General features: G+C 36.1%; 24 protein-coding genes and 1 riboswitch. Of the genes, 12 read left to right on the top strand and 12 right to left on the bottom strand.

Annotated elements, in window-relative coordinates:
* Positions 1 to 128: 128 nt before the first annotated feature.
* Positions 129 to 440 (top strand): hypothetical protein, encoded by a 312-nt coding sequence (locus HWV02_RS11675; protein WP_211687853.1) that lies wholly within the window; start codon positions 129 to 131, stop codon positions 438 to 440.
* A gap of 154 nt (positions 441 to 594) precedes the next feature.
* Positions 595 to 819 (top strand): plasmid replication protein RepB, encoded by a 225-nt coding sequence (locus HWV02_RS11680; protein ID WP_255550293.1) that lies wholly within the window; start codon positions 595 to 597, stop codon positions 817 to 819.
* A gap of 73 nt (positions 820 to 892) precedes the next feature.
* On the opposite strand, the gene HWV02_RS11685 is transcribed toward HWV02_RS11680, so the two are convergent.
* From HWV02_RS11685 to HWV02_RS11710, 6 genes are all read right to left on the bottom strand, one after another.
* Complete coding sequence (locus HWV02_RS11685; RefSeq protein ID WP_211687855.1) at positions 893 to 1,900, bottom strand: adenosine deaminase; 1,008 nt, start codon at positions 1,898 to 1,900, stop codon at positions 893 to 895.
* Positions 1,901 to 1,967: 67 nt separating this feature from the next.
* Positions 1,968 to 2,067: riboswitch (purine riboswitch) on the bottom strand.
* A 52-nt stretch (positions 2,068 to 2,119) separates the two neighbouring features.
* Positions 2,120 to 2,569, bottom strand: coding sequence for an MEKHLA domain-containing protein (locus HWV02_RS11690; RefSeq protein ID WP_211687857.1), 450 nt, complete (start codon positions 2,567 to 2,569; stop codon positions 2,120 to 2,122).
* Positions 2,570 to 2,689: 120 nt separating this feature from the next.
* Positions 2,690 to 3,883, bottom strand: a complete 1,194-nt coding sequence (locus tag HWV02_RS11695; RefSeq protein WP_211687859.1) for a hypothetical protein — start codon at positions 3,881 to 3,883, stop codon at positions 2,690 to 2,692.
* 6 nt (positions 3,884 to 3,889) lie between these two features.
* Positions 3,890 to 4,759: an outer membrane lipoprotein-sorting protein gene (locus tag HWV02_RS11700; protein ID WP_255550295.1), complete on the bottom strand. Its 870-nt coding sequence runs from the start codon at positions 4,757 to 4,759 to the stop codon at positions 3,890 to 3,892.
* A 47-nt stretch (positions 4,760 to 4,806) separates the two neighbouring features.
* A complete protein-coding gene (locus HWV02_RS11705; RefSeq protein WP_211687861.1) occupies positions 4,807 to 7,137 on the bottom strand; it encodes an RND family transporter in 2,331 nt (776 codons plus the stop codon).
* Between the two features lie 204 nt (positions 7,138 to 7,341).
* Positions 7,342 to 7,941, bottom strand: coding sequence for a TetR/AcrR family transcriptional regulator (locus HWV02_RS11710; RefSeq protein ID WP_211687863.1), 600 nt, complete (start codon positions 7,939 to 7,941; stop codon positions 7,342 to 7,344).
* Positions 7,942 to 8,287: 346 nt separating this feature from the next.
* Here HWV02_RS11710 and HWV02_RS11715 point away from each other — a divergent pair, with 346 nt between their 5' ends.
* The gene (locus HWV02_RS11715; protein WP_211687865.1) at positions 8,288 to 9,373 is read left to right on the top strand and encodes a tyrosine-type recombinase/integrase; all 1,086 of its coding nucleotides are present in this window, start codon (positions 8,288 to 8,290) and stop codon (positions 9,371 to 9,373) included.
* Between the two features lie 58 nt (positions 9,374 to 9,431).
* On the opposite strand, the gene HWV02_RS11720 is transcribed toward HWV02_RS11715, so the two are convergent.
* The gene (locus tag HWV02_RS11720) at positions 9,432 to 9,827 is read right to left on the bottom strand and encodes a hypothetical protein (RefSeq protein ID WP_211671499.1); all 396 of its coding nucleotides are present in this window, start codon (positions 9,825 to 9,827) and stop codon (positions 9,432 to 9,434) included.
* Positions 9,828 to 10,896: 1,069 nt separating this feature from the next.
* On the opposite strand from HWV02_RS11720, the gene HWV02_RS11725 reads away from it, so the two are divergent.
* Positions 10,897 to 11,772 carry a DMT family transporter gene (locus tag HWV02_RS11725; RefSeq protein ID WP_211687867.1) on the top strand — a complete coding sequence of 292 codons (876 nt, stop codon included), beginning with the start codon at positions 10,897 to 10,899 and terminating at the stop codon, positions 11,770 to 11,772.
* A 146-nt stretch (positions 11,773 to 11,918) separates the two neighbouring features.
* Positions 11,919 to 12,506 carry a porin family protein gene (locus HWV02_RS11730; protein WP_211687869.1) on the top strand — a complete coding sequence of 196 codons (588 nt, stop codon included), beginning with the start codon at positions 11,919 to 11,921 and terminating at the stop codon, positions 12,504 to 12,506.
* Here the strand turns inward: HWV02_RS11730 and HWV02_RS23015 are convergent.
* Positions 12,466 to 12,750: a bestrophin family ion channel gene (locus HWV02_RS23015; RefSeq protein ID WP_370629404.1), complete on the bottom strand. Its 285-nt coding sequence runs from the start codon at positions 12,748 to 12,750 to the stop codon at positions 12,466 to 12,468. The genes HWV02_RS11730 and HWV02_RS23015 overlap by 41 nt on opposite strands.
* Before the next feature lie 422 nt (positions 12,751 to 13,172).
* Here HWV02_RS23015 and HWV02_RS11740 point away from each other — a divergent pair, with 422 nt between their 5' ends.
* Positions 13,173 to 13,763 carry a porin family protein gene (locus HWV02_RS11740; protein WP_211687871.1) on the top strand — a complete coding sequence of 197 codons (591 nt, stop codon included), beginning with the start codon at positions 13,173 to 13,175 and terminating at the stop codon, positions 13,761 to 13,763.
* Positions 13,764 to 13,815: 52 nt separating this feature from the next.
* Here the strand turns inward: HWV02_RS11740 and HWV02_RS11745 are convergent, their stop codons facing one another.
* The gene (locus HWV02_RS11745; protein WP_211687873.1) at positions 13,816 to 14,742 is read right to left on the bottom strand and encodes a bestrophin family protein; all 927 of its coding nucleotides are present in this window, start codon (positions 14,740 to 14,742) and stop codon (positions 13,816 to 13,818) included.
* A gap of 894 nt (positions 14,743 to 15,636) precedes the next feature.
* Between HWV02_RS11745 and HWV02_RS11750 the strand changes: the two genes are divergently transcribed.
* The 4 genes from HWV02_RS11750 to HWV02_RS11765 all read left to right on the top strand — a co-directional run bounded on the left by HWV02_RS11750 (position 15,637) and on the right by HWV02_RS11765 (position 20,470).
* Positions 15,637 to 15,852 (top strand): hypothetical protein, encoded by a 216-nt coding sequence (locus HWV02_RS11750; protein WP_211687875.1) that lies wholly within the window; start codon positions 15,637 to 15,639, stop codon positions 15,850 to 15,852.
* 117 nt (positions 15,853 to 15,969) lie between these two features.
* On the top strand, positions 15,970 to 16,983 hold the full coding sequence (locus HWV02_RS11755) for a polysaccharide lyase (RefSeq protein ID WP_211687877.1): 1,014 nt from the start codon (positions 15,970 to 15,972) through the stop codon (positions 16,981 to 16,983).
* 212 nt (positions 16,984 to 17,195) lie between these two features.
* Positions 17,196 to 18,746: an alpha/beta hydrolase gene (locus HWV02_RS11760; protein WP_211687879.1), complete on the top strand. Its 1,551-nt coding sequence runs from the start codon at positions 17,196 to 17,198 to the stop codon at positions 18,744 to 18,746.
* 185 nt (positions 18,747 to 18,931) lie between these two features.
* Complete coding sequence (locus tag HWV02_RS11765) at positions 18,932 to 20,470, top strand: alpha/beta hydrolase (protein ID WP_211687880.1); 1,539 nt, start codon at positions 18,932 to 18,934, stop codon at positions 20,468 to 20,470.
* A 110-nt stretch (positions 20,471 to 20,580) separates the two neighbouring features.
* On the opposite strand, the gene HWV02_RS11770 is transcribed toward HWV02_RS11765, so the two are convergent.
* The gene (locus HWV02_RS11770; protein WP_211687882.1) at positions 20,581 to 21,282 is read right to left on the bottom strand and encodes an oxidative stress defense protein; all 702 of its coding nucleotides are present in this window, start codon (positions 21,280 to 21,282) and stop codon (positions 20,581 to 20,583) included.
* Between the two features lie 433 nt (positions 21,283 to 21,715).
* Here HWV02_RS11770 and HWV02_RS11775 point away from each other — a divergent pair, with 433 nt between their 5' ends.
* Positions 21,716 to 22,084, top strand: coding sequence for a PilZ domain-containing protein (locus tag HWV02_RS11775; protein ID WP_211676018.1), 369 nt, complete (start codon positions 21,716 to 21,718; stop codon positions 22,082 to 22,084).
* Here HWV02_RS11775 and HWV02_RS11780 read toward each other — a convergent pair.
* Complete coding sequence (locus tag HWV02_RS11780) at positions 22,079 to 23,068, bottom strand: phospholipase A (RefSeq protein WP_255550297.1); 990 nt, start codon at positions 23,066 to 23,068, stop codon at positions 22,079 to 22,081. The genes HWV02_RS11775 and HWV02_RS11780 overlap by 6 nt on opposite strands.
* 282 nt (positions 23,069 to 23,350) lie before the next feature.
* Between HWV02_RS11780 and HWV02_RS11785 the strand changes: the two genes are divergently transcribed.
* Positions 23,351 to 23,617 (top strand): Lpp/OprI family alanine-zipper lipoprotein, encoded by a 267-nt coding sequence (locus tag HWV02_RS11785; RefSeq protein WP_211676019.1) that lies wholly within the window; start codon positions 23,351 to 23,353, stop codon positions 23,615 to 23,617.
* Between the two features lie 94 nt (positions 23,618 to 23,711).
* Here HWV02_RS11785 and HWV02_RS11790 read toward each other — a convergent pair whose 3' ends face one another.
* Positions 23,712 to 24,626 carry a L,D-transpeptidase family protein gene (locus HWV02_RS11790; protein WP_211687884.1) on the bottom strand — a complete coding sequence of 305 codons (915 nt, stop codon included), beginning with the start codon at positions 24,624 to 24,626 and terminating at the stop codon, positions 23,712 to 23,714.
* Positions 24,627 to 24,663 lie beyond the last annotated feature (37 nt).

A 24,663-nucleotide genomic window follows, 5' to 3' on the forward strand; every position in this document is an offset into this window, starting at 1 on the left:
CTTATAAATATTCATTATTGTAACAAAACAGCAAAAAAAATATTGTAAGCTAATGATATGTATAGATATACATGCACTGCTAACCGTATGGTAATTAGCTTTAAAACTCAAACTACAAGGACGAAGAGATGAATATTAAGCAAGTAATAATTAAATCATTATGGATACCGGCGATAGTTCTTTCAGCAAGTACTGCAAATGCAAATACAAACCAAACAAATCCAGATTATGAATACTGTGTTAATGAGTCAGTTAAGGCATTTGGTATGGAATCGAGAAATAAACCAGTCGAATTGCAATTAAATATTATTAAGCAAAGACTAGTTGATGCTGGAGTTCGTGCTCGAATTACTGGACTCCCAAGGACGATCGACAGTATGGCAGAGCATATCTATGTTGATTGCATGATAAAGACCTCACCATACTACAACTATTATTAATTCAAATACATACACTAAACTAAATCACTAATTTAAAACGAATGACGAACAATCAAATTTAATATTTGATTGTTCGTTTGTTGTTTTTGATTGTATAATACGTACCTATCATTTCATTTAATCAACGGTATATATTGATTTGGAACTCAAAGAATTGAAAGTTTTGTTTGATAATGGTGGTCTTAAAGCGGTCACTATAAAACGCGCACCATTAATGGACGGTTATATCTTAATTGCAAACACGACAAATAAGAATGTACATGTGATGACGTCGCAACGTGAAGAATCAAATACACCACGTGCATTTAAGAGTATTGATGCCGCAGCAGCGAATGCACAAAAGATTGGTTTTAAGAAGATAAGTATCGATTTAAGCTAGCTTAAAATACAACTGTATATAAACACAGTCATATTTAAGTCCCCGTAAAAGTAACACCTCTACGGGGATTTTATTATTGATTCAGTGCTAAATAGGCTGTATTCATTGCAACTAAACGTTCTTTTTCATCCTCTGAAATAAAACTGGCCTCAATGGCATTAAAAGTAAATTGTGCGATTTCTGATTTTGACATGTCGTGCGCATTACTCACTGCTATGAAGTTATCTGTCATATAACCGCCAAAGTATGCCGGGTCATCAGAATTAATCGTAACGCATACATTCTCTCGTAATAATTCAACGATGTTATGTTCTTCCATTTTTTCAAATACCTTAAGCTTGATATTTGATAACGGACAAACTGTTAGCGGCGTTCGCAGTGTTGCTAACTCTTTAACTAACATCTCATCATCAGAACACCGTACACCATGATCAATACGCGTAATTTTCAACAGCGCTAATGCATCGCGAATACTACTCGCCTCGCCTTCTTCTCCAGCATGCGCAACTGTTAAGAAACCTTCATTAATCGCGGCTTTAAAAACACGTTCAAACTTACTGGCCGGGTTACCATTTTCTGACGAATCTAACCCGACGGCGACGATCTTATCTTTGTGCTCAAGTGATTTATTTAATGTTATAAATGCCGACTCTTCATCGAGATGACGTAAAAAACACATTATCAATTGGCTTGTAATGCCGAGTTCTTCAACAGCTGTTGATAAGGCGTTATGAATGCCGTTAACAACAGTATCAAAACTAATGCCGCGTTCGGTGTGTGTTTGTGGATCGAAAAATACCTCGGTATGAACAACATTGTCTTGTTTACAACGGACTAGATAAGCCCAGGTAAGATCGAAAAAATCTTGTTCTGTGATTAATACATTCGCCCCTTGATAATAGATATCTAAAAATGATTGCAGATTATGAAAATTATAAGCATCTCTCACATCTTCGAATGACTTGAAGGGAATATCGATATTATTGCGTGCGGCAAGTTCGAACATAAGCTCTGGCTCAAGCGTACCTTCGATGTGTAAATGAAGTTCTACTTTTGGTAAATTTTGAATAAATTGTTTCATGATTAAGTTCCTAATAAAATTTATTAAGTACTTCTCTTTAATAAAAGACACTACAAAGAGAAAAGTACTAAAGTACTAAACTCTTCGTAATCAGGAATTATTGGTTCCTGGTAGAGACCCCTAATCCATATCATTAGGGTTATACGAAGGGAAACTAATTGCAAAATTGAAATACTGAATTAGCTTGAAACTGATTATACAGAATGTAATTTAGCAAGTCTATGGTTTAAACATAGCAGCTTGGCCACGAAAAGCCCCACTGTTATCAATAAGATTCCACACCGTTGCATTTTCTATCCAAAAAGTACGTCCCGTAGAGGAAATACGTAAACCGCGATAACCATCAACAAAACCAAACGCTGTGACTCTCTCCAACAAGTCCTGCCTTTCATCACGGTCTAGAGATTTCACTGACTTTCTCGATGGCAAAGAGACAAATTCTGACCAGCTAAGTTCAAATGATTTTAATGCCAACTTGTTGCCATAATTAAATATCGGATCACTTTCGGTGCCATGCGATACAACGACAAAGTCAGCGTAAAATAAAGCTTTGCCAATATCGACATAACGACTATCAATGAGATTTTTACCCGTTAGGCGTTGATAACTTGATATTAATAGATCGGCATGTTCGTGGAGATATCCATTTTCAGAGGTGGGTTGATTCATTGATAAGATCCTTGTTATCTATAAAGAGTCGAGTCAAGAACCTTATTATTACATAACTATTCGTATATGTTACGATTCTGCCAGTGACTTTTCTCTTACTGCACTACCAAAACCAGCTATTTAAAAATATCCATTAAATTCGACTCTTGCATAACTCTCCTTACGTAAATCATAAGTCGCACCTCCTAATGAAGCGTTTCCAAAATATCTCGCTTCAACACTCACGCTCCAATTATCTGTTAATCGATGCTGTGCCTCTACCGACATAATGACTGAACTGTCATCCAGATCCGCACTGCCTATTAATAATATTTCAGTACTGTCTGCATTATTTAGTAACCAACGTGTCCCCAGTACAATATCGTTTTGTTGTAAACTCGCCGAGTCTGCATCACGCTGATCATATTGATATTCAACAATAAGTCCCAAATCGGTACTACTACCAGAGAACCCAACAAGGGTATATTCAAAGCCAGACACAGAAGCAAAATAATTATCATCACTATCAGGGATCACGGCGATGGTTTCCATTTTCCAAGCCCAGCTTTCAATCGTCGCTTGAACATCAAGGCCATATTGTTGGATCTGTCGGTAATAAGGTGTTAATTCGATAACGCCGTTACCACCAAAATTTGGTGTTAGTGTTGGGTTTCTATCGGTACCATTAAAATAACTCAGGCCTATATCAACAACATCGACAACATGACTCCAACGAAAAGCATAGTCGATATGTGACTGCTCTTTATCTGATTCGTATGTAGCGTTACCCTGATCGACGATAACACTTGGCCTTATTCTCCCCTCTTCACCCGTAAAGGTACGCTCTCTAAAACCCGGTAAAACAAACAATTCATAAGCACCATAGTCTGTTTCATAAAATGTATTAATCATAGCTTGTCCGAGTTTCTCTTCACCATCGATACTTTCTACTAAGTCAGTTTGATTAATAATATCAACAAGATGTGCAGATTCGGTTACCCCCCAAAAAACCTGACGAACACCGATGTATAACTCAATTCGATTAAAAGCACGCCAATAATATAGCTCTCGTATGTCAGCATGGGTTCGTTCATCATCACCGTCGACACGACCAAATATACTCGTTTCAAAACGCTGATAACCATTATCCCAATCATGGTAATAATTGACTTTAGTGCTCAACGACGCATAAGTGTCTTTTTGGTTTTCGTAAATTGCAGGCTCAAAAAATGCAGTAGCCTCAAGTCCTACATGTCCTGAAAATTCACCACTGATTCCATTTGGTATAAATCCCGTTAATGCGAAGGTTGTAAGTAAAGGTAATATTTTATACATCCTTTATTACCTCGCGCGCGATAAGCTATTACGACTAAAATCGCGGTCAGAAAAGTTATTATTAAATGTCCAATTTTGAAAATTGAGTACCGTCTTTTTACTTGTTTTATGGTTTATCATGGTCCAAGTATCAGCACGCCAGTATTTACCGAGGTACTGATTAAAATCACTTATTGATAACGTTTTAAGTAATTCACCACCACGATTAAAGTAATTTACCTTCCAGACTCGATACTCATCAGTGTCGAAGAAGACTTCTTGACGTGAATACCCTGACTTTAAATCTTTTGGGTCAAACTCTACGACATAATGTTCACGTCCATCAAAACTCTCATTTTTCAAATAGTTATAAGTATACTTATTCACTTCTTGTGACGCTATATCTTCGAATGCAAACTCACTGCCCATAAATGGTCCAGACTTGTTGCTTGATGCTATACGCTTAACACGCTTCAAGGCAGGTAAGTATAACCATTGATCATCCGCGCCTTCTCGGTGTGTATATGACAAAAAAGCGGTACCTTTTACGTCTCTTGGATTATCAAAAACAATCTGGGATTTATCACCGTCATTTTCCTGTTCTAGCGTTTTATTGCGCATGATGCGTATCGACTGCTCACCATGTCGATTGGTTAATATCATTTCCATCGATGCAGAAGAATCTCCAAATCCTTGATCACGTTTATCTGCTTCAACAACAATCGCCAACCCTTTTTCTTGTGACGTTTCAGCTAAAACACTTGGTATATTCACGACACTAAGTAATGATATTGCGAGTAATGAACAACGTAATCGGTTCTTGTTTACTGATTTATTTTTGTTGTTATTCATCTCATTGTTATAGATACTGTTGTTTGTACTGTAAAATATGCTCATTATTTATATCCTTATATTATGCTGATGCTAATTTAGCTTTCGATTTTTTAACGTATTACAGTGCTTTTTCTATTACTACTCCACGCTTCTATTTTTAGTAACAAGACAGGAAGTAATAAGAAATCTGCAATCATAGCGATAGCAATTGCAATGGCAGTTAAGATCGCCATACTAGAATTCATACCAAAACTTGATTGTGCTAATACACTAAATCCGGCAATTAAAACAAATGAAGTAACAACAATAGCAGTGCCCACCGTTGAGAATGCATAACAAATAGCGGCTTCTGGAGATAAGCCTTTTTCACTACGTGCACGCTGATATTTACTTAAGAAATGAATGGTATCGTCAACAACAATCCCAAGAACCATACCTGTCACCATGGCAACAGCAAGATTCACTTCACCGATAAACAGTCCCCATAAACCAAACGCTAAACCAACCGGTAATAAATTAGGAATCAAACTGACAAGTCCTAACTTAACGCTGCGCAATGCAAACCCAATGAGTACGGAAATAATCACAACCGCCAGCAGTGTTCCGACAATCATACTTTGTATATTTCGCTCTGAAATATGTGAAAACATGACAGCTGGACCGACACCGATTGCATCGATATTCGCATTGATTTTTAACCAATCGGTTCCTCTCTCAGTAAGATTAATAAGACTACCTGATGGCATATTACTAACTGTAACAATGACTTGTGTCGAAGACTTACTTACATTCAGTTGATTATTTAGATCTAATCCATAAGGTAACGACAGTTCGTAAAGTAATAAATATTGCGCTGTTGACTCTGCATCTTCAGGTAAACGATAGTACGATTTATCATCACTATGCAGATTCATATTTAAACGTTTGAACGTATCTGTAATAGTATTAACGTGTCTAACTTCAGATTGATCGCGTAACCAGTCTGTAAAATCACTTACTTTTTGAATAAACTCAGGATTGCTGACACCATTTACTTCGCCAGAATCCAGTGAATATTGGATCTGATACACACCTGTAAATTCGGAATCAATAATTTCGCTTGCTTGTCTAAACGCCATCGACTTATCAAAGTAATCTACAAAATTATCATTGAGCGTATTTTTAGGGATTAAAGATAACAGCAGTACCGATACGCATGTTGATACAATTAAAATCGTTTTTTGTTTATGAATAACCCAACGGCCTAACGCTTCTATTCTGTTACTTGATTTTGTTTTAATTTGTTTAACGCGTAAAGGCAGTACTAACATCATCGCGGGCAATAAGGTTAACGAGAGCAACATAGCAGCCATAACACCTATCGCGGTTATATTACCTAAATCATGAAACGGGGGGGATTCGCTAAAGTTCATAGAAAGGAAACCAATCGCTGTCGTAACAGATGTTAAAATCACCGGTGACGCATTTATTCGCACACTATTTTTAATCGCTGCTAACTTATCCATACCAGATCGCATACTTACGATGATCGTACTTAATAAATGTATTGAATCTGCGACTGATAAGGTCATGATGATAGTCATCGAAGCCAACGCGGGCGGCGTTAATTGAACTCCCATGTAACCTGCCATTCCCATACCCGACATAATTGAAAACATGATCACGACTAATGTACCCAATATTGCAGTAAATGAACGCAACAAGAGTAAAGCAACAAGTAGAATAATGAGATACATCGCGGGAACGAGAGTTTTCATATCAAGCATTGCCGCTTCGAAAAATGAATGACTTAACATGATCATGCCAGCCAAATGGATCTTAACCTTGTACTTGTCTTCAATTTTAGAAACGAGTTTACGTGCTTTACCAACCAGTAAAGGGATTTCATCTAACGACTTTTGTGGTAGCTGAAACGTAACATTTACACCAGCGATTGATGCCGATGAATTGATTAATTGACCGTTCAAGAATGGTTCTGCCAATGCAATAGACCGAGCTTCATTTCGTTGCAAGTCTGTCATTGATGCACTTTCAGTGATTAAATCTCGGACCCAAAGGTCATCATTTTCAGCGCTGGTATGTTGAAAATTTGTCGGAGAATCAACACGTAAGGTATAAGGTAATAGCCAGGTTTCAGCGGTTAACTCTTCTAACGCCGACAATGCATTTGTCGAAAATACATCGCCATCATCAGGGACGACAGCAAATAATATATTGTCGATTTGAGTATATGTACGCTGTAACTTTTCGTATTCGATTAGCTGTGGATTGTCTGAAGTGAAAAATACACGGTAGTCATTATTGAATGCAAGTAATCGCGCACCACTACTCAGCAGAATGACAAAAAGTACTGACGTTATAATTAATAACCAACGCCACTTAACTACCCATTCAGCATAACGACTAAATTTATCGTTAGTCACGTCCTTTTGTTGTTTCATTTTATTTCCTTTTTATAAAATTTATAAGTTAAACGAGTAAACCCGCACAGAAATACCGACCGCTCGGTATGTTTATATTTAAAAAAAAGGTTCAAATATCACTTCTTAAAGTAACGTTTAAACCTCATTTCCACCGTAAATAATAGACATAAATACTGCACTTTGCGAATAAATATGAGTATTATTCTTTCTATCTACGATTACTTAAACTCGAAGAGTGCCTAAGTAATTGTTCATACCTTCAAGTAAATCAATCATTTGCTGTCGATCACGAGAGACCTTAACCAAACTCATCATACCTTGAAAACATGAAACAATAAGTAAAGCAGATGCTCGACAATCGACTTCGGATTTAATTTTATCTGCTTGTTGCATACGCTCAAAAGCCTCGGCAAACATCTGAACTTTCTTCTGGTAGATGGTGTTTGCACGTTGTCGAAAGCCTTCATCTTGCGAAGACATTTCTTGTGAAATGGTATTCACTGGACAACCACCAATCATATCGTCTTCACAACCCATCGTTGGTATAACAGAAAAAAGTTCTGATAATGCAGTAATAGCATCTTCTTGATCTAAAACTGGTTCAAACATTGCGTAAAATTGAGCAGCAAAAATCTCTTCAAAAACAGCATAACCCAATGCTTGCTTGTTTTTAAAATGATGGTAAAGCGCGCCTTTCGACACATTTGCTTTCGAAATAATGTCCGACAAACTCGTGGCTTTGTAGCCATTTTTCCACATTTCAGCCGCGGTGATCTCTAAAATAGTCTGTCTCGTTAATTCTGAATCTCTAATTTCAACCATAGATTTTATCTACCCATATTACAAAGACTGCGTTTGATAAATAAGTTTATCTAAACCTTGTACATATAAGATACCGACCGAGCGGTATGCTTGCAAGTTATATTTTAATAATAGTTTAAATATTTGTTAAAACTTACTGGATTAAACACATTTATCTCGTTTAATGCGACTTTAACTTGTTGAATTATCGCTCCTACGTGAATTTAACTAGCTAGGTTCCCCACTACATCTTCAGATTTCACGTAGCGCACGAAAATAAAGACCATTTATACTGGTTGCTTATACAGTTGTAGATGTTATAATTGCCACGTTAATATTTTAGATTAAGCAACCAAATGGGATTAAAATGCCTAAAGCATTGATAAATATAGGTAATAACTCAATAATTCCATTAACTAACCTTAGTGAAGAACACATCGAAAACCTACTCAGGTTTAGTGATCGTAAAGAACAGTTAGAAGAAAACACACTTAAATCACTGCATTTCCATGTGAATAAATTCAATGAATATTGCCTCAGTTGTAATATTATCCCTTTACCATTACAAGATGCGACAGTGCTTGAAGCATTTCTGATAAAGGAAAATGAGCGAGGATGCAAAGCTCAAACACTACGAATTTACGCATGGGCAGTATCAAAAGTCCATGCTTTAGCAGGTTTAGAGATCCCTTATTTCAAAACAGTGATCACAGCTAGGTTAAAAATCATCTCGAAACAAGAGGTAAAGCTGGGCGTTAAACGTAAGCAAGCTGTGGCGTTTTCTTATGAGCACCTTAAATTTGTAAATGAACGACTTGATATATCATCCTTGATCTCTATCCGAAATACATTATTACTCAACATTTGCTACGATGGATTGCTCCGTGAAAGTGAAGCCTGTCATCTGTTCATAGATCAACTACATAAAACCAACGGCCTTTATACTGTTAATATCACGAATACGAAAACAGATAAATCGTTAGATGGTTCAATTGTTCACTTGAGTAAATTCACATCAAAGCTATTACCACTGTACCTTCAAAAAATAACCGAACATCATGGGCAATACCTGTTTAAACGAACAACACCACGAGGCGGTAAGCTAGAAAGGCTAAAACCAAGTTCGCTATCACCAAACCCAAATGACAAACCAATATCAACGAAAACGGTTGAACTTGTGTTTGCAAATACCTGGCATCAAATTAATGCGTATAATGAATCTGTCAGTTTTGATTTACATATAGACTTACCCGAACGGCCTTTTAGTGGCCACTCTGCTCGAGTTGGTGCATCTTGTGATCTTGTCGGTGCTGGTTTTGATGATTCGTTGGTTATGCGAGCTGGTCGTTGGAAAACTTTACGCATGGTTGAACTTTACACCCGAGGTGTGAATAATAAATTTGCGACAGTACGTGAATTCAGAGAAAGATTGGAAGAGATGACAGCAGATTAAAATTAAAATTAATATGTATTGGAAAGGTCATGCCCTTTCCAATTATAATTAACAGTCTTTAACCATCAATTAAATTTACCATCTCATTCAATATTGAATGAAACATGCACGCTGTATCATGATGGCTAAATTCATTACCGTTTAAGTTAACTGTAATTTCTGTTTCATCATTATCCGTCTCGACATAAAGTGTATTTTTTATTTTAGGATAATTTTCGATCAACACATTTTCAACATGCCTCTTCGTTATTTTATTACTAAGATGAACAGTAATAATCCCCGTCCCTAATAATAAATCACCCATGCCATTTTCAAAAACGTCTGCAAGCATACCTTCAACAAACTGACTCTTAGAAACATTACATTGATCACTTATGCTTTCTAATTTTTCGAGTAAGTTTTCGTACATTCTTATCGTACTGTTTTTTCGAACTGCGTCTGGTTTAATCTTCATAATATTTACCACGGATTAAGTTAAGAAGAATGTTTTCTTTAAAAATAAGAAATTAATTGAATTTATTATAACATCGTTTTAGTTCAATAGAAGGGTCAATTTCGAACGCTATTTGAGTTCATCTAACGAATGTTAATATCAATACATGTGAAATCTCAATGTGACTATTCAAAACATATAAGTACCTACCTATATATAAAACTAATAATTCACCTATAAATACCAATGATATCAATGTCTTTATTTCGTTTAACGGTCATTATACGAAATAAAGAGACCAGTGTTGAATGCACATTGAATTTTATTTTATTAATTTAAATTCATTAAATGATGCGTATAGTGAGAGCAATAACGATTACACAGCTTTGAAATGATGGAATTAGATCTGAAATTAAATAGATTTATTAATCAAAATAAATAGAATGTATATCTGCACTTAAATGATGTATACATTAATTAATAAGCGTCTATTAGCACTGAAATATCATTTCGTACAATAGAGTTTTAGGCCTATTTTTTAATATTTACAGATAATCTTAGCCACCAAACTATAGATTTCACATACAGCACACCAAAAAACCATCAAAAGGCGAAATTAACGATATTAATCAACATGATACGTGCGACTAAAGGCATTATGAATGACGTATTTAACACCATTTTAAAGCAAAATAACGACTGTCATTGTATATTCCAGTGAAATATAGCTCTTTAACAAGATAATAGACAACTGTGTTTATATACAGCTATTTATCTAACCCCATAAAAATGAGACAAAATGAATGTCATTATACGGTTTAAAACAATGTATAAAATGTAGTTAGCACACTAAAATCAACATAAACCCATGATTATCAACAACTTACCTTGTCGTTGAGGTCTGATGATTAAACTTCAGTGAATCATTAAAATTAAGTGAGATAAACCAGTAGCCTTGATAAATAACGAGATTTAAACCAATATAATGTAATAAATAGCAATATTAGCGCTGTATTTTGTGGGATGAATATCTATTTAACGATAGAATGTAGCTAGAATAATATCCCGATTAAAATTTTCTAGGAATGAGATGACCAATAACCGCCGTGCTGATTTAATCCTTGTCATTACAACAATACTTGCTTCAGCTGGATGGATATTTTCTAAAGAGGCGATTCAAGGATTACCGACTTTTGGTTTCATCGGATTACGATTTATTCTTGCATCCATACTATTATTACCATTTTGTTATCGAACACTTTTTAACATTGATCGGGCAACCTTACTTGGAGCTGCAAGTGTCGGTTGCTTTCTTGGTTCTGCAATTTTAATCTGGATTTATGCCATCGCCAATAGTGGCTCACTAGGTGAAGGCGCATTCATCATGAGCTTATCAATGTTGTTTGTCCCTATTATCGCTTGGATTTTTTTTAAAAACAGACCTCCTAGAATGTTTTGGTTTTCACTACCCTTTGCAATACTTGGTTTAATTCTTTTGTCAAAAGGGAGTAGTTGGACTATCTCAGGTAGTCAAATTTGGTTTATGTTTTCGGCTGTTATGCTTGCCATGCAATTTAATTTAAATAGCCATTTTGCACAAAAAATTCCGACACTGGTTCTTACTTGTATCCAACTATTCGTCACCGGTGTTCTTGGAGTACTCCTATCACTATTATCTGAAACATGGCCTCAGCAAATTGAATTGGAAATTTGGGGCTGGCTTGCGATGAGTGTATTAATTGCAACAAGTTTACGCTATGCCCTTCAGACTGCAGGTCAAAAAAATACGACAACATCAAATGCTGCCATTATTATGATTTTAGAACCAACCTGGACTGTTGTTTTAAGTATGCTTTGGTATGGTGAAAAAATGGAATTAACAAAGTTAGCCGGTTGTAGCTTAATTTTATTCGCTTTGATAATTTATCGTGCAGGTCCAAAGTTAGCCTCTTTTACCAAGCATTAATGTATTAGTTAATTAACCTGAATAATAAACAGCTATAGCTTACATGCACTTACATTACTTAATAGGTATACTATTGTATAAAGATCACAAGCCTATATAATCCAGTTATTATCATATTATATATAAATAAAAATAAAGGTAAAAAAATGAAATCAATTACTGTATTAGGCGCTTTAACTGCGCTAGCATTAACTGCAAGTGTTCAAGCAAATCAAGATGTTTCAGGTTTCTACATTGGTGGTGGTGCAGGTTCAACACTTGCGAATCTAGATGAAACTGGCGCTATCTACGATGAAGACACAGATGGTACAACACTAAAGTTCATTGGTGGCTATCAATTTAACCGTATCGTAGCAATTGAAGCACAATACACACAATATGGTGAAATCACGCCTGATAAATATTATAAAGTCAATGGTAAATCATATACGTGGAATGCAACATCATTTTCTGTATCTGCTAACCTAGGTTACACTTTCCAGAATGGTTTACGTCCATTTGGTATTATTGGTCTTTCAAGTCTAGATTTAGATGAATCATATAAAACATTTAAAGATGATAGTGCAACAGCTCTTCACCTTGGTTTAGGTCTAGAATATACACCAGCAGCATTATCTGGTGTAAGTGTCCGTGTTGGTTATGAAGCAGATTCTTTCACAATTGATAACGGTCGAAGTGCAGATACAGACGTAGTTATTGGTTCTGCATACGTAGCTGCAACTTACAAGTTCTAAAAATAATTTGAGATGATAACAAACCTCTTGTTATCATCTCAAGCAAACCAATCTCAACACTCCTAGACATCGAATGCAAATGTAAGTCGTTGAAATACATTCCAAAAGGTTGTTCTAACTCTTCACTTAACGCATCTAATCCCAAAAAGTATAAGCAACAAGTCCAAATGATAAAATATAAATATGCGTGATGCTGTAATGCGTGATTAAAAGCGATAGTCAGATTGATTAGTCGCCTCTGCATCAACTCGCCACCTTCTTTACCATCATCTATAAATGAATATACTTGCCTACCTATACTTCGTGAATTAAGAATTAGTTGCCCCCATAATTCTTCAGACTGCAGGTCAAAGAATACGACATGCGATTATTATGATTTTAGAAACAACCTGGACTGTTGTTTTAAGTATGGCGAAAAATGGAATTAACAAAGTTAGTCAGTTATGTCTTAATTTTATTGCTTTGATAATTTATCGTGCAGGTCCAAAGTTAGCCTCTTTTACCAAGCATTAATGTATTAGTTAATTAATCTGAATATGTCAACATAACCAGCTGTACCTTGCATGCATTTATATTGCTTAAGGGTTATAGCATTGTGTAAAACTCACTATCCTATATAATTAAGGTGTTATCATATTATATATAATCAAAAATAAAGGTAAAAAAATGAAATCAATTACTGTATTAGGCGCTTTAGCTGCGCTAGCATTAACTGCAAGTGTTCAAGCAAATCAAGATGTTTCAGGTTTCTACATTGGTGGTGGTGCAGGTTCAACACTTGCGGATCTAGATGAAACTGGCGTTGTCTACGATGAAGACACAGATGGTACAACGCTAAAGTTCATTGGTGGCTATCAATTTAACCGTATCGTAGCAATTGAAGCACAATACACACAATATGGTGAAGTGACACCGATTAAACAAGTTAAATCATATACGTGGGATGCAACATCATTTTCTGTATCTGCTAACCTTGGTTACACTTTCCAGAATGGTTTACGTCCATTTGGTATTATTGGTCTTTCAAGTCTAGATTTAGATGAATCATTTAAAACATTTAAAGATGATAGAGCAACAGCTCTTCACATTGGTTTAGGTCTAGAATATACACCAGCTGCATTATCTGGTGTAAGTTTCCGTGTTGGTTATGAAGCAGATGCTTTCGCAATTGAAGAGTTTAATACTATTACGAATCGCTATGAAGATACAGACGTACTGATTGGTTCTGCATACGTAGCTGCAACTTACAAGTTCTAAAAATAATTTGAGATGATAACAAACCTTCTTGTTATCATCTCATTATCCAATGTTATTCTAGCAAATGTGATTTCGCTTTTATTGGTTCAGGTAAGTCTGTCTCCCCCATCATCTCAAGTAAACCAATCTCAACATTTATAGACATCGAATGCAAAGGTAAGTCATTGAAAGATAGCCCAAATGGTTGTTCTAACTCTTCACTTAACGCATCTAATCCAAAAAAAGTATAAGCAACAATGGCACAAAATAGTGGTGTCGCAAAACCTTGCGAAGCAACAAGTCCAAATGGCAAAATGATACAATATAAATATGCGGTACGCTGCACAAGTAATCGATATGCAAAAGGTAATGGCGTATTAGCAATTCGTTCACAGCCCGCTTGCACTGCAGTCATTGATGTTATGTGTTCATCGATACTTTGAACCAAAAAATCAGACAATAGTTTTTTATGTCTACAAGTTCCTAACTTTAATCCCATTAGTCGTAATATCGAGTCGGGTACATTTCTAGATTTTTTTAGCCACGCTAAATCTTCAGGCTCAAGATATTTTCCAATATCGTCCCAAGGTTTTGAATGGCGAAGATGATGCCGTAATGCATGATTAAAAGCTATGGTCAGATTGATTAGTCGCCTCTGCATCAACTCACCACCTTCTTTATCATTATCTATAAATGAATATACTTGCCTACCTATGCTTCGTGAATTAACAATTAGCTGTCCCCATAATTTTCTTGCTTCCCACCAACGCTCATAGCATGCATTATTACGAAACCCTAAAAACAGCGATAGCGCGACACCTAATAAGGTAAACGGTGCAACAGTATATGTAGGAAGAATAATCGGATATTTAAAATGTGCGATTGCAACTAAAGTACTAAGTAATGTAATAAATAGAACCTGTGGAAATATCAGCGGAATAACCGAGCCTTTAAGAATGAAAAAAAGCCTAAATACACTTGGGTTATCACGGACGATCATAATTATCTCGCAAATTAAAAATTGAACCTTCATTTACTCGAAGTAAAAAAGCTAACAAAATTAATACCTTTTAAAATTTAAATGTTATCTATTATAATGATTAAAAATTAAATGATAATACTCTAAATGGTAATTAACTTTTTCTATATTGTAACAATAGATCTCTAGTATAGACCTAAATCAAAAACAATGAATAAAACAAACTATATATTATAAAACAGTGTCGATATGATATATCTATTTATTATTATAATGTCGACTTTGGTTTATTTTTCTTATGTTATAAATAAAACATTGGTGTCTAGTTTATATTTAAATGTTTTATTTATTTATTAACCCATACTTTTAGCCTAGTTACTTTTCATATTTTGTTTATATTATTTTAATCATTAGTATTAATTACATTTATTAGGATTTGTTATTTCTATAATAACGAAGAATTACAGGAAAGGAAGAATAACGATTATTACTTTTTTAAAACCAGAGTTAGCATTCCCAGGTTGGAGCTAGTAGTTTGCATTTAATCGCTTATTACTTACTTGAGAAGCAGCACTATTTTACGTATATTCAGCGACTACTTGCTCAATATCTCTCACCCTATTGCAAAATTATTAAATTACTGCAGTAGTCATTTTTCTATAATGAATACTGCTTAGCTCGAATTTTATACTGACTTTTCCCGCAAATTCAGCTGAAATCTCCATAGCACATTTTTACGATTTAACACTATAAATTGATATTTTTTTCAATTAATTTCGAGTCCTTTCTTATCAAATACTTAGAAATTTAAACCAATCACTTACGAACAGTAAGTATCGAACAGCATAAACCCAGCCACTTGTACTGGTCAAATAATGCCGTTAGTATGCTGAAAATCATTTAGAGATAGGCTAGGTGTTCATTCGAAAAATCTATTATTTTGTGCCAAACGTAGATGACACAAAATACATCGATTTTGAGCACCGCCATAACGGCGAATATACAGCCGGGATACTCAATGCAGATTTTAACAATGAATGGGGAACTATAGGTGATCTAGCTAAAGTAAATATTTTAGATAGAAATGGTTCAAAGCGGTTAGCGATTAAAAATAAAACCATAACTTATTAATTCACAATTGGCCTTGTTATTTAACGAGGTTAATTTTTGCCTGTGTAAATTATATCTAGTGAATAGATAGTAGCTGTATAAATTAACCATAACTAACAAATGCCAAGAGGTTCAGATTTGAAAAATTTATTACTTTGTGCTTTTACAAGTATCTTTTTAGTTGCATGTGGTGGGTCTTCATCAACAGATGATAAAACTCAAACCGAGCCAGCTCCAACTCCGATTCCAACACCAGATCCAGAAGATCCCTCTCCAACTCCAGACCCAACTCCAGATCCAACTCCAGATCCAACTCCAGACCCAACTCCAGACCCAACTCCAGATCCAGAGCTAGACCCAAGTAAGATTCATGATGTTGTGCCAAATGTGGATTACAAAAATGCATCTGGTATTATCAATGATATTAATTTTGAGAATCATCAGAATGGTGCGTATACAGCAGCTTTGTTCAAGAGCGATTTTAACAATGAATGGGGTAAAATTACTGGCAGAGCGAATATTGTTGAAAGAAATGGTTCACAACAGCTAGCTATTACCCACCCTAAAGATCACTATAAACAAGGGATTTCGGGTGGTAAAAAATTAACCGAATATAATGAGTTGTATTTCTCATATCAAATTACATTTGGCAAAAATTATGACTTTTCTATGGGCGGTAAATTACCTGGATTAGCAGGATTGAATCCGGATATAAAGAATAAACCTGATGCTTGTAATACTGTCGGCAAAGACGACGGTTTCAGTTTACGATCAATGTTTCGTGAAAATGGTCGTGCGATAGGTTATTTCTATCACCAAGATAAGACCAACAAATGTGGTGATGAAATTGATTATCAACATGAAGGTAAGAACTTCTCATTTAAACGTGAAAAAACATACCTTATCGAACAATATGTAAAAATAAATAATGCAAACCAGAAAAATGGTATTGTAACAATATATGTAAATGGCTTTAAAGTACTTGAGAAAACGGATATGACGTTCTCTGAAAATGGAAAGTATGCGATCAACTATCAATACTTCCAGCTTTGGCACGGTGGCAACAGTAACGACTGGGCTGTAGATCGTGATTCAACAGCTTATTTAGATCATGTAGTATTAAGTACAAAACCGATTAGCTATTCAAAATAATCCCCTAAATGATTAATTAAAAATTGACCTTGTTATCTAACAAGGTCAATTTTTTTCTGCGTAAATTACATTCAATGAAAAGGAAGTAGCGGTAGTAGTGACCGCGGGGCTGTAGATGGAGATTCCTTGGATAATGTAATGCTAAATAAGAAACCTGTAAGTTATAAGCTAAACTAGTAAGACTTATTGCTCACGTTTAGGGTAAATTACTTATGAGATCCACAGCCAAATATGTTCTTACATTGGTGATCTTCAGCTCTTTGGTCGCTTGTGGCGGCTCTGGTGGGGGTACAGGTTCCGGAGATAGTGGCGCTAAAAAGCCACCTTCTCCGTTCGAAAATTTCACATCTGCTTTAGCCATATCGCATCTAGATTCAATAACCTGTTCCGACTTTAAACTAAAAACGTCATCCTTTACCCCTCCAGACTTTGTCAAACAATGCTGGACTTTGACTGTACCAGAGGACTACGTTAACCCAAAAAACGGTAAAACAATCAAGTTGGCCATCGCTAAAGCCAATTCAGCTAATAATAATAAAAAAGGCACGATTGCCTTTTTGCAAGGCGGTCCAGGTGGAAACATCGTAATTGATTCCGAAGGCTTCGAAACACTGTCGATCCGTGATGAAAATGATATTTACTTGGTTGATCAAAGAGGAACTGGCTATTCAACACCAGCGTTATACTGTGAGTCAGGTACTAGTACCGAGGAAGAAAAGTTAAAACGTTGTAAGTCCGATTTTGAAAATAATGACGTCGATTTTAACGCGTTCAATAGTAAAAATAATGCGCTAGATTTCATTGTTTTACGTAAAAAACTAGAGGATGCCGGAGAGCTAAAAGAGAAGTGGACGCTAGTTGGCGCCTCTTATGGTACCAGGTTGGCTATAACAGTATTACGTGAGGAAGATCGCCTGACAAATCAAGGTTTTCAAACTGAGTCAGGGATTAAAGCAATGGTACTTGACGGCGTTTTCCCAATTCAAATTAACGGGGTTGATGACGCTAAATGGGCTAATTACGAGAACCTTAAACGCATTATTGAGGTCTGTGATCGATCTCCTTCAGTCTGTGACTCAGACACACTAAAAAGTCAGATTCAAAGTCACATTATTGATTTGCCCAAAGAAGATCATCAGTACTACTTAAGCTTACTGCTATATTTCATAGAATACGAAAGAACAGAAAAGGAGGAATTTAGATACACAATACCATCTTTTGCTAAACTACCAATAAGTGAAGTTAAGATATTACTGGAGGTTTACGAAGACTTTCTAAACGAGGTGGAAGATATACCAGATGATTTTTATGCTATGGGCTTATCTGTTATTTGTGCTGAAGAGTATGGATTTCCTCCTTACTACGAAAAAATAAATACAGAAAGAGCTAACTGGGCAAGTGAAGTACAACAAGTCATCGATAATAGCTTTCACATGGAGTTTACCCCTACCGCATGTAAAATATGGGATGTAAAAAAATCCGCTGGCGAGGAAGCCTTAGCAGTGAATAATGATACTGTCCCTGTACTTATCACTCAAGGTGGCAACGATTACCAGACACCGTTAGCATGGGGGAACCTAGTCAAAAAAGATTTTGCAAACAGCCGGGTTATTACAGATGATACGCTTGATCATGTTGTTCTATTTTCTGACAATGGGGACTGTATTCAGCAAAATATCAAAACATTTGTTGGAGACCCCTCGAAGCTAAATGACCTAGATGTTACTTGCGTCAATAATAGGACATTTATTTATAAAGACTAGACGATATAGCCGTCAGTCATGAGTCCTGACTGGCGGTTAGTCACACAGTTGACCTAATCCCCACACCGATTCTATGGGCTGTAGATCCAGATTCGACAGCATAGTTTGATAATGTTAAATAAGAAACCTGTAAGTTATAAGCTAAACTAGTAAGACTTATTGCTCACGTTTAGGGTAAATTACTTATGAGATCCACAGCCAAATATGTTCTTACATTGGTTATCTTGAGCTCTTTAGTCGCTTGTGGCGGTTCTGGTGGCGGTGATAGTGGCGCTGAAAAGCCGCCTTCTCCGTTCGAAAATTTCACATCTGCTTTAGCCATATCGCATTTGGATTCAATACCTTGTTCCGACTTTAAACTAAAAACGTCATCCTTTACCCCTCCAGACTTTGTCAAACAATGCTGGACTTTGACTGTACCAGAGGACTACTCTGATCCAAAGAATGGTAAAATGATTAAGTTAGCCGTCGCTAGAGCCAACTCAATTAACAGTAGTAAAAAAGGCGCGATTGCCTTTTTGCAAGGTGGTCCAGGAGGCTCTGTCATTACAGACTTATGGTTCTATGGTGAAAGTCCTATTCGTGATGAAAATGATATTTACTTTGTTGATCAAAGAGGAACTGGTTATTCATCTCCAGCGCTATACTGTGAGTTTGAAAGCAGTAACGATGAAACAAATATAACAGTTTGTAAATCAAAATTTGAAAATAGAGGCATAGATTTAAACCAGTTTAATAGTAAAAACAATGCTTTAGATTTTATTGTATTACGTAAAAAACTCGAGGCGATAGGAGAGCTTAAAGATAAATGGACGCTAGCTGGTATCTCTTACGGCACAAGATTAGCAATAACTATATTACGTGAGGAAGACCGCCTGATAAAACAAGGTTTTCAAACAGAGTCAGGGATTAAAGCAATGGTACTTGACGGCATCTTCCCAATCCAAGTTAACGGACTTTATGACGATCCATGGGTTAATTATGAGAACCTTAAACGAATTATTGAGGTTTGTAATCGATCTCCTTTAGTCTGTGATTCAAACACACTAAAAAGTCAGATTCAAAGTCAAATTATTCAATTGTCCCAAGAAGATCATGAGTACTACTTAAGCCTACTGCTAGATTTCACTGCCTACGAAAGAACAGAAGAGAAGCAATTCAGATATACAATTCCAGCTTTCGCTAAGCTACCAATAAGTGAAGTAAAGGAGTTAATAGAGAGGAGCAAATCCGCTCAAGACGAGGAGACTGACATACCAGATGATTTTATTGGTATGCTGTTAACAGTATATTGTTCTGAAGAATATGGATTTCCTGCTTACTACAAACAAATGAACCCAGAAAGAGTGAACTGGCCAAGAGAAGTACAACAGGTCTTCGATATTGGCTTTCAAGCGGACTATACCGCACTGATGTGTAAAATATGGGATGTAAAAAAGGCCGATGAAGAGGAAGCCTTAGCAGTTAAAAATGATAGTGTCCCTGTGCTGATTACTCAAGGTGCTAATGATTACAAGACACCGTTAGCATGGGGATATTTGATCAAAAAAGATTTTGCAAACAGCCGGGTTATTATAGATGATACGCTTGATCATGTTGTTCTATTTTCTGAAGATGGGGACTGTATTAAGCAAAATATCAAAACCTTTGTTGGAGACCCCTCGAAGCTAAATGACCTAGATGTTACTTGCGTCAATAATAGGACGTTTATTTATAAAGACTAGACGATATAACCGTCAGCCATAAATCGAGACTGACGGCTAGTAACACTCATTTAATCGAGGATAAACGAGTCTATCCTAAGCTAAATAAAGTTGTTACTCTGAATAGCTAATTAATCTTCGAGGCGAAATACCACATCAACTTGGTCTCGAATAATAATTTTATCATCTTGATAAGATGATTCTACATCTGCTGCTGCGCCAAGAAGCATAGACCTCATTAACATTGGACGAGGTTGTGATGAGCGGTAAGTGATTTTCCAAACACCATCAACCTTTTCATCAAACCCTTTCGCAAGTGACTGTGCTTTTTCTTTTGCATCTAAGATTGCAGCTTGTCGTGCTAGTTCTATAAATTTAGGCTCGTTACTTACTTTCAGTTGAATATTATTAATGTTATTAATACCATCACCAAGCGCACCATCCAAATAATTATTAAGTTTATTTAAATCTCTGACAGTTACTGTCACCTGTCTACTTGCCTGATAGCCTATAAGTTTAGGTTCCTGATCTCTCTTGTAGCGATACTCAGGACGAAGTGAAATGTTAGAACTTTCAATATCCGTACGTGCCACCCCTTCCTTTTTCAAGCGCCCATTAAATGCAGCAATTGCATTATCGACAACTTCTTTTGCTTCTTTTGCTGTTTTACGCGTTTCAGATACTTGGACAGAGAATACGGCCATGTCTGGCTTAGCAATCACTTCACCCATACCTGTGGTTTCTAAATGAGGAAAATCGACATCTGCCGCCATCACACCTGTAGAAATAAATGTACTAGCACTAAAAATAGCCGCGAATAAATGTTTGTTCATACGAATAACCTCTCATTATTGTTATTTATTTACTTTTATAGTCCGACAGTAACAAATTGGAAATTATCCTTATATTAATAAATATGTACGATTAGAGTGAAATAAGACAATATAAACCCTTTTCGTTCATTTATTATACTCAAATCAACACCAGGCTTAATTGTATTTAATAAAATAGTTACTTTACGCCATATACTTCATGACATATCTTCAAATATATACCTTGATCTTTTTAAACAAACAAGCTGTTATAGACTTAATAAACGATGATATATGAAAAAAAACAGGAAACGCGACACTTCATTGGCTCCAACTCAAATGGGGCTATGATAAAATCATATTAGATACGTAATTAGTACTAAAAAATTCAGCAAAATGAATCATTTTGCTCTAAAGTATTAAGTTATACAGGAGAATTATTAAGGATAGTATTATGAATAATAAGCGTCACTTTCAACGAATACTATTTGATCATAATGCCATGTTAACTTGTAATGGGCATCAATGGTCAACAAATGTAATCGATTTATCTTTACGTGGACTATCCTGTACCAGACCAAGAAATGTAAAGTTCAATATTAATCAGCTAATGACACTGTCAATCAGCCTAACCCAAGAACAAGTCATCATTATGGAAGCCATTCTAGTTCATAATGAAGAGCATGTTTTAGGGTTACGTTGTACGAGAATTGATATTAATAGTATTTCAGAACTTCGTCGTTTAGTTCAGTTAAACTTAGCCGATGAATCACTTTTGCATCGAGATATAGAACATCTTGCTCACTCCATTCCCAAATTATAACCAGTTCGTTAATCTAAAACCGACACCAATTCTCGAAACGTGTTGATCATAATATATAAGGCTTTCGCCGTAGCCATTAAAATACTCGACATAACCAAATAAATGTTTACTCAACGGAAATGACCAGCCTACTTGTATCGAACCTTTATTATCCGATCTTAGATTATTTCGTAATTTAAAATCCAAACTATTACTATAAGGTAGTTTCCAAACCATATTTAAATCGCCATAACCTAAATATTTTTCGATATCTGGGTTATCATCACCTTGTGATGAATCCGGAGTTAGTTTCTCGTCTTCAGGTACACGCCACCAGCCACGAACAGCCCAAACAACATCATCATGAGCGAATGCTATCGTCCCTATGATACGGTTCCAACTTCGAGACAAACTGCCAGATTGACCATTAGATTGATGATTTAAAGAAAGCGCAGTGATAGCTACAGGTAATCCAAACAAATCCCAAGGTTCACTATATTGAAATATCATCTCAGGTTCATAATTTGTTTCTCTAAATGGTGATGAACTGTCGGAGTTATACCCTTGCCACCAGCTCACAGAAGTAAAAGCAAGCAGCACGTCAAACCCGGACTTTATAACGTCCTCAGCGACGATATACTTTAATGAAACTTGGAATTGGATTTCTACATCATCAAAATCATATTCCTTATTATTGCTTTTATAAGGGTCATTGCTTCCCTGCGAATATGTAACAGGCAATATATAGTTTGGTTTATACGGAATCAAAGCAAATGGGTTGTTGTCTGCGCTTTTTTCTAACTCCATACGCTGATTAAGCGGGTTAGGTTGAACCTCATCACAAAACTCTCTTAGCACTTCAACCGTCATAGTTCCCTCTGCAGAGGTCACATTCGATGACAAACACGCATCAATCTGATCTTCTTTTTGCTTTTCTGAGCTAAAATAGGCTAATTCATGCGGAAAAGTAAAATAATAGTCTTTAGCTATTACATGATGAGCCATGAATAAATTTGTAGTTATAACAATCCCTGTTAAATACTTGATAGTCGTCCACCTCCTTCAGATATCAATAAACTAGATGTCATCATAGACATATATAACTAATTTAACTATTAAAATAGTACATGAACAGAGGCAGTTGAAATTATAAATAATATATAAATATTTGTTAATTGGAAAAACAATAGAGTGTTAAGTGGAAAATTATCTAACCTCTGACATACTTAACTCTGATAGTGGAAAATGTTGTATGCATGTTCCGAAGCTAACAAACAGAGGTATTTCATGAACAGTAAATTACTTATTGCTGGATTGATTGTAAGTTCAGCACTCATTGGAGGTTGTGCAAATCACGCCGACCTAGAAAATAGTGTTGGTAGTTTGACATCTCAAGTCAGTAAATTAACCTCCCAAGTGAAAGTGTTAGAATCTGAACAAGGAAGTATGAAGTCTGACATTGGATCTAACGCAGCAGCGGCTCTACAAGCTTCGGAAGAAGCACAACGAGCGAACTCACGCATCGATAACATCGCCGCATCTTATAGCAAATAATTAACAACATTGTTTTTTGTTGTGGTCGATACATTGGATAGGTTAGCAATAGTGAGCGTTGACCTATTTCCCTTTATTAACAATTCACCTCGTATTAAATACTGACATTAACAGGTAACCCGTAATGTAGCAGTAACGCATTATTGAGGGCCTCTTCATTAAGCTTATGATCTTCAAATCTATCAAGAACCTCAGTCATGTTAAAATCTTCATCCAATGTTTCAGAAGACAAAGGGGTATGCACTTCAACTAAATACTGACCATTCGGTTCAACCGCGAATTTAACTGGTTTATTTATTATCCTCACAGGTTCATTTACCACTACGCGAGCATATAACAACTCAATGTCATCTGGATTCATTCTAATACAACCCGCACTTATCCTCATCCCAATGCCAAAACTTTGATTCGTGCCATGTATAAGATAGTTACTTTGCCCATAAGCAAGTTGCAAGGCGAAACGCCCCAATGGATTATGTTCACCAGCCTCAACATAACGAGGTAACACAGTTTTAAACTTTTCTAGATACTCAGCACGCGTAGAGGGCGTTGGAGTCCAGATAGGATCTTTGACTTTTGCTTTAACAAAGCTGTTCATTTGTGGTGTCTTACGCCCTTCCCGCCCAATACCAACGGGAAATACGTGCACGATGTTTTTATCTTGCGGAAAGTAGTACAACCTGAGCTCAGGTAAGTTAATCACTATCCCTTTATATGGCGCGTCAGGCAACAGCATGCTGGTTGGAAGATCAAGCACAGTCCCTGGCCGGGGCAAAAAGGGATCAACAGTCGGATTCGATGCCATTAACGCCATCATGCCGACATTGTATTGCTCCGCAATCGCATGAAAATAATCCCCCACTTTCACTGTATATTGTATCGGCTGACCAATGAGCCTTGAACCGAGTATGGGCATAGCGTAAGGTTGAGGAAGAACAGGTTTAGACCATAGGATGACAAGAATGAAAAAAATTGATAGGCGGTTAAGATTCAGCTTTAGGTTAACCATACTTACACCCTAGATAAATATCTTATAGCGTAAGTAT

The organism is Moritella sp. 28 (genome assembly GCF_018219435.1).
Lineage (GTDB): Bacteria > Pseudomonadota > Gammaproteobacteria > Enterobacterales > Moritellaceae > Moritella.

What these genes read in the sequence shown, in the direction of transcription:
- HWV02_RS11720 (WP_211671499.1), bottom strand. Translation starts at nt 9,827, where the DNA reads ATGAAGATTAAACCAGACGCAGTTCGAAAAAACAGTACGATAAGAATG.
- HWV02_RS11690 (WP_211687857.1), bottom strand. Translation starts at nt 2,569, where the DNA reads ATGAATCAACCCACCTCTGAAAATGGATATCTCCACGAACATGCCGAT.
- HWV02_RS11725 (WP_211687867.1), top strand. Translation starts at nt 10,897, where the DNA reads ATGACCAATAACCGCCGTGCTGATTTAATCCTTGTCATTACAACAATA.
- HWV02_RS11745 (WP_211687873.1), bottom strand. Translation starts at nt 14,742, where the DNA reads ATGATCGTCCGTGATAACCCAAGTGTATTTAGGCTTTTTTTCATTCTT.
- HWV02_RS23015 (WP_370629404.1), bottom strand. Translation starts at nt 12,750, where the DNA reads ATGCAGAGGCGACTAATCAATCTGACTATCGCTTTTAATCACGCATTA.
- HWV02_RS11730 (WP_211687869.1), top strand. Translation starts at nt 11,919, where the DNA reads ATGAAATCAATTACTGTATTAGGCGCTTTAACTGCGCTAGCATTAACT.
- HWV02_RS11785 (WP_211676019.1), top strand. Translation starts at nt 23,351, where the DNA reads ATGAACAGTAAATTACTTATTGCTGGATTGATTGTAAGTTCAGCACTC.
- HWV02_RS11760 (WP_211687879.1), top strand. Translation starts at nt 17,196, where the DNA reads ATGAGATCCACAGCCAAATATGTTCTTACATTGGTGATCTTCAGCTCT.
- HWV02_RS11695 (WP_211687859.1), bottom strand. Translation starts at nt 3,883, where the DNA reads ATGTATAAAATATTACCTTTACTTACAACCTTCGCATTAACGGGATTT.
- HWV02_RS11685 (WP_211687855.1), bottom strand. Translation starts at nt 1,900, where the DNA reads ATGAAACAATTTATTCAAAATTTACCAAAAGTAGAACTTCATTTACAC.
- HWV02_RS11775 (WP_211676018.1), top strand. Translation starts at nt 21,716, where the DNA reads ATGAATAATAAGCGTCACTTTCAACGAATACTATTTGATCATAATGCC.
- HWV02_RS11765 (WP_211687880.1), top strand. Translation starts at nt 18,932, where the DNA reads ATGAGATCCACAGCCAAATATGTTCTTACATTGGTTATCTTGAGCTCT.
- HWV02_RS11740 (WP_211687871.1), top strand. Translation starts at nt 13,173, where the DNA reads ATGAAATCAATTACTGTATTAGGCGCTTTAGCTGCGCTAGCATTAACT.
- HWV02_RS11675 (WP_211687853.1), top strand. Translation starts at nt 129, where the DNA reads ATGAATATTAAGCAAGTAATAATTAAATCATTATGGATACCGGCGATA.
- HWV02_RS11710 (WP_211687863.1), bottom strand. Translation starts at nt 7,941, where the DNA reads ATGGTTGAAATTAGAGATTCAGAATTAACGAGACAGACTATTTTAGAG.
- HWV02_RS11715 (WP_211687865.1), top strand. Translation starts at nt 8,288, where the DNA reads ATGCCTAAAGCATTGATAAATATAGGTAATAACTCAATAATTCCATTA.
- HWV02_RS11705 (WP_211687861.1), bottom strand. Translation starts at nt 7,137, where the DNA reads ATGAAACAACAAAAGGACGTGACTAACGATAAATTTAGTCGTTATGCT.
- HWV02_RS11790 (WP_211687884.1), bottom strand. Translation starts at nt 24,626, where the DNA reads ATGGTTAACCTAAAGCTGAATCTTAACCGCCTATCAATTTTTTTCATT.
- HWV02_RS11770 (WP_211687882.1), bottom strand. Translation starts at nt 21,282, where the DNA reads ATGAACAAACATTTATTCGCGGCTATTTTTAGTGCTAGTACATTTATT.
- HWV02_RS11780 (WP_255550297.1), bottom strand. Translation starts at nt 23,068, where the DNA reads ATGGCTCATCATGTAATAGCTAAAGACTATTATTTTACTTTTCCGCAT.
- HWV02_RS11700 (WP_255550295.1), bottom strand. Translation starts at nt 4,759, where the DNA reads ATGAGCATATTTTACAGTACAAACAACAGTATCTATAACAATGAGATG.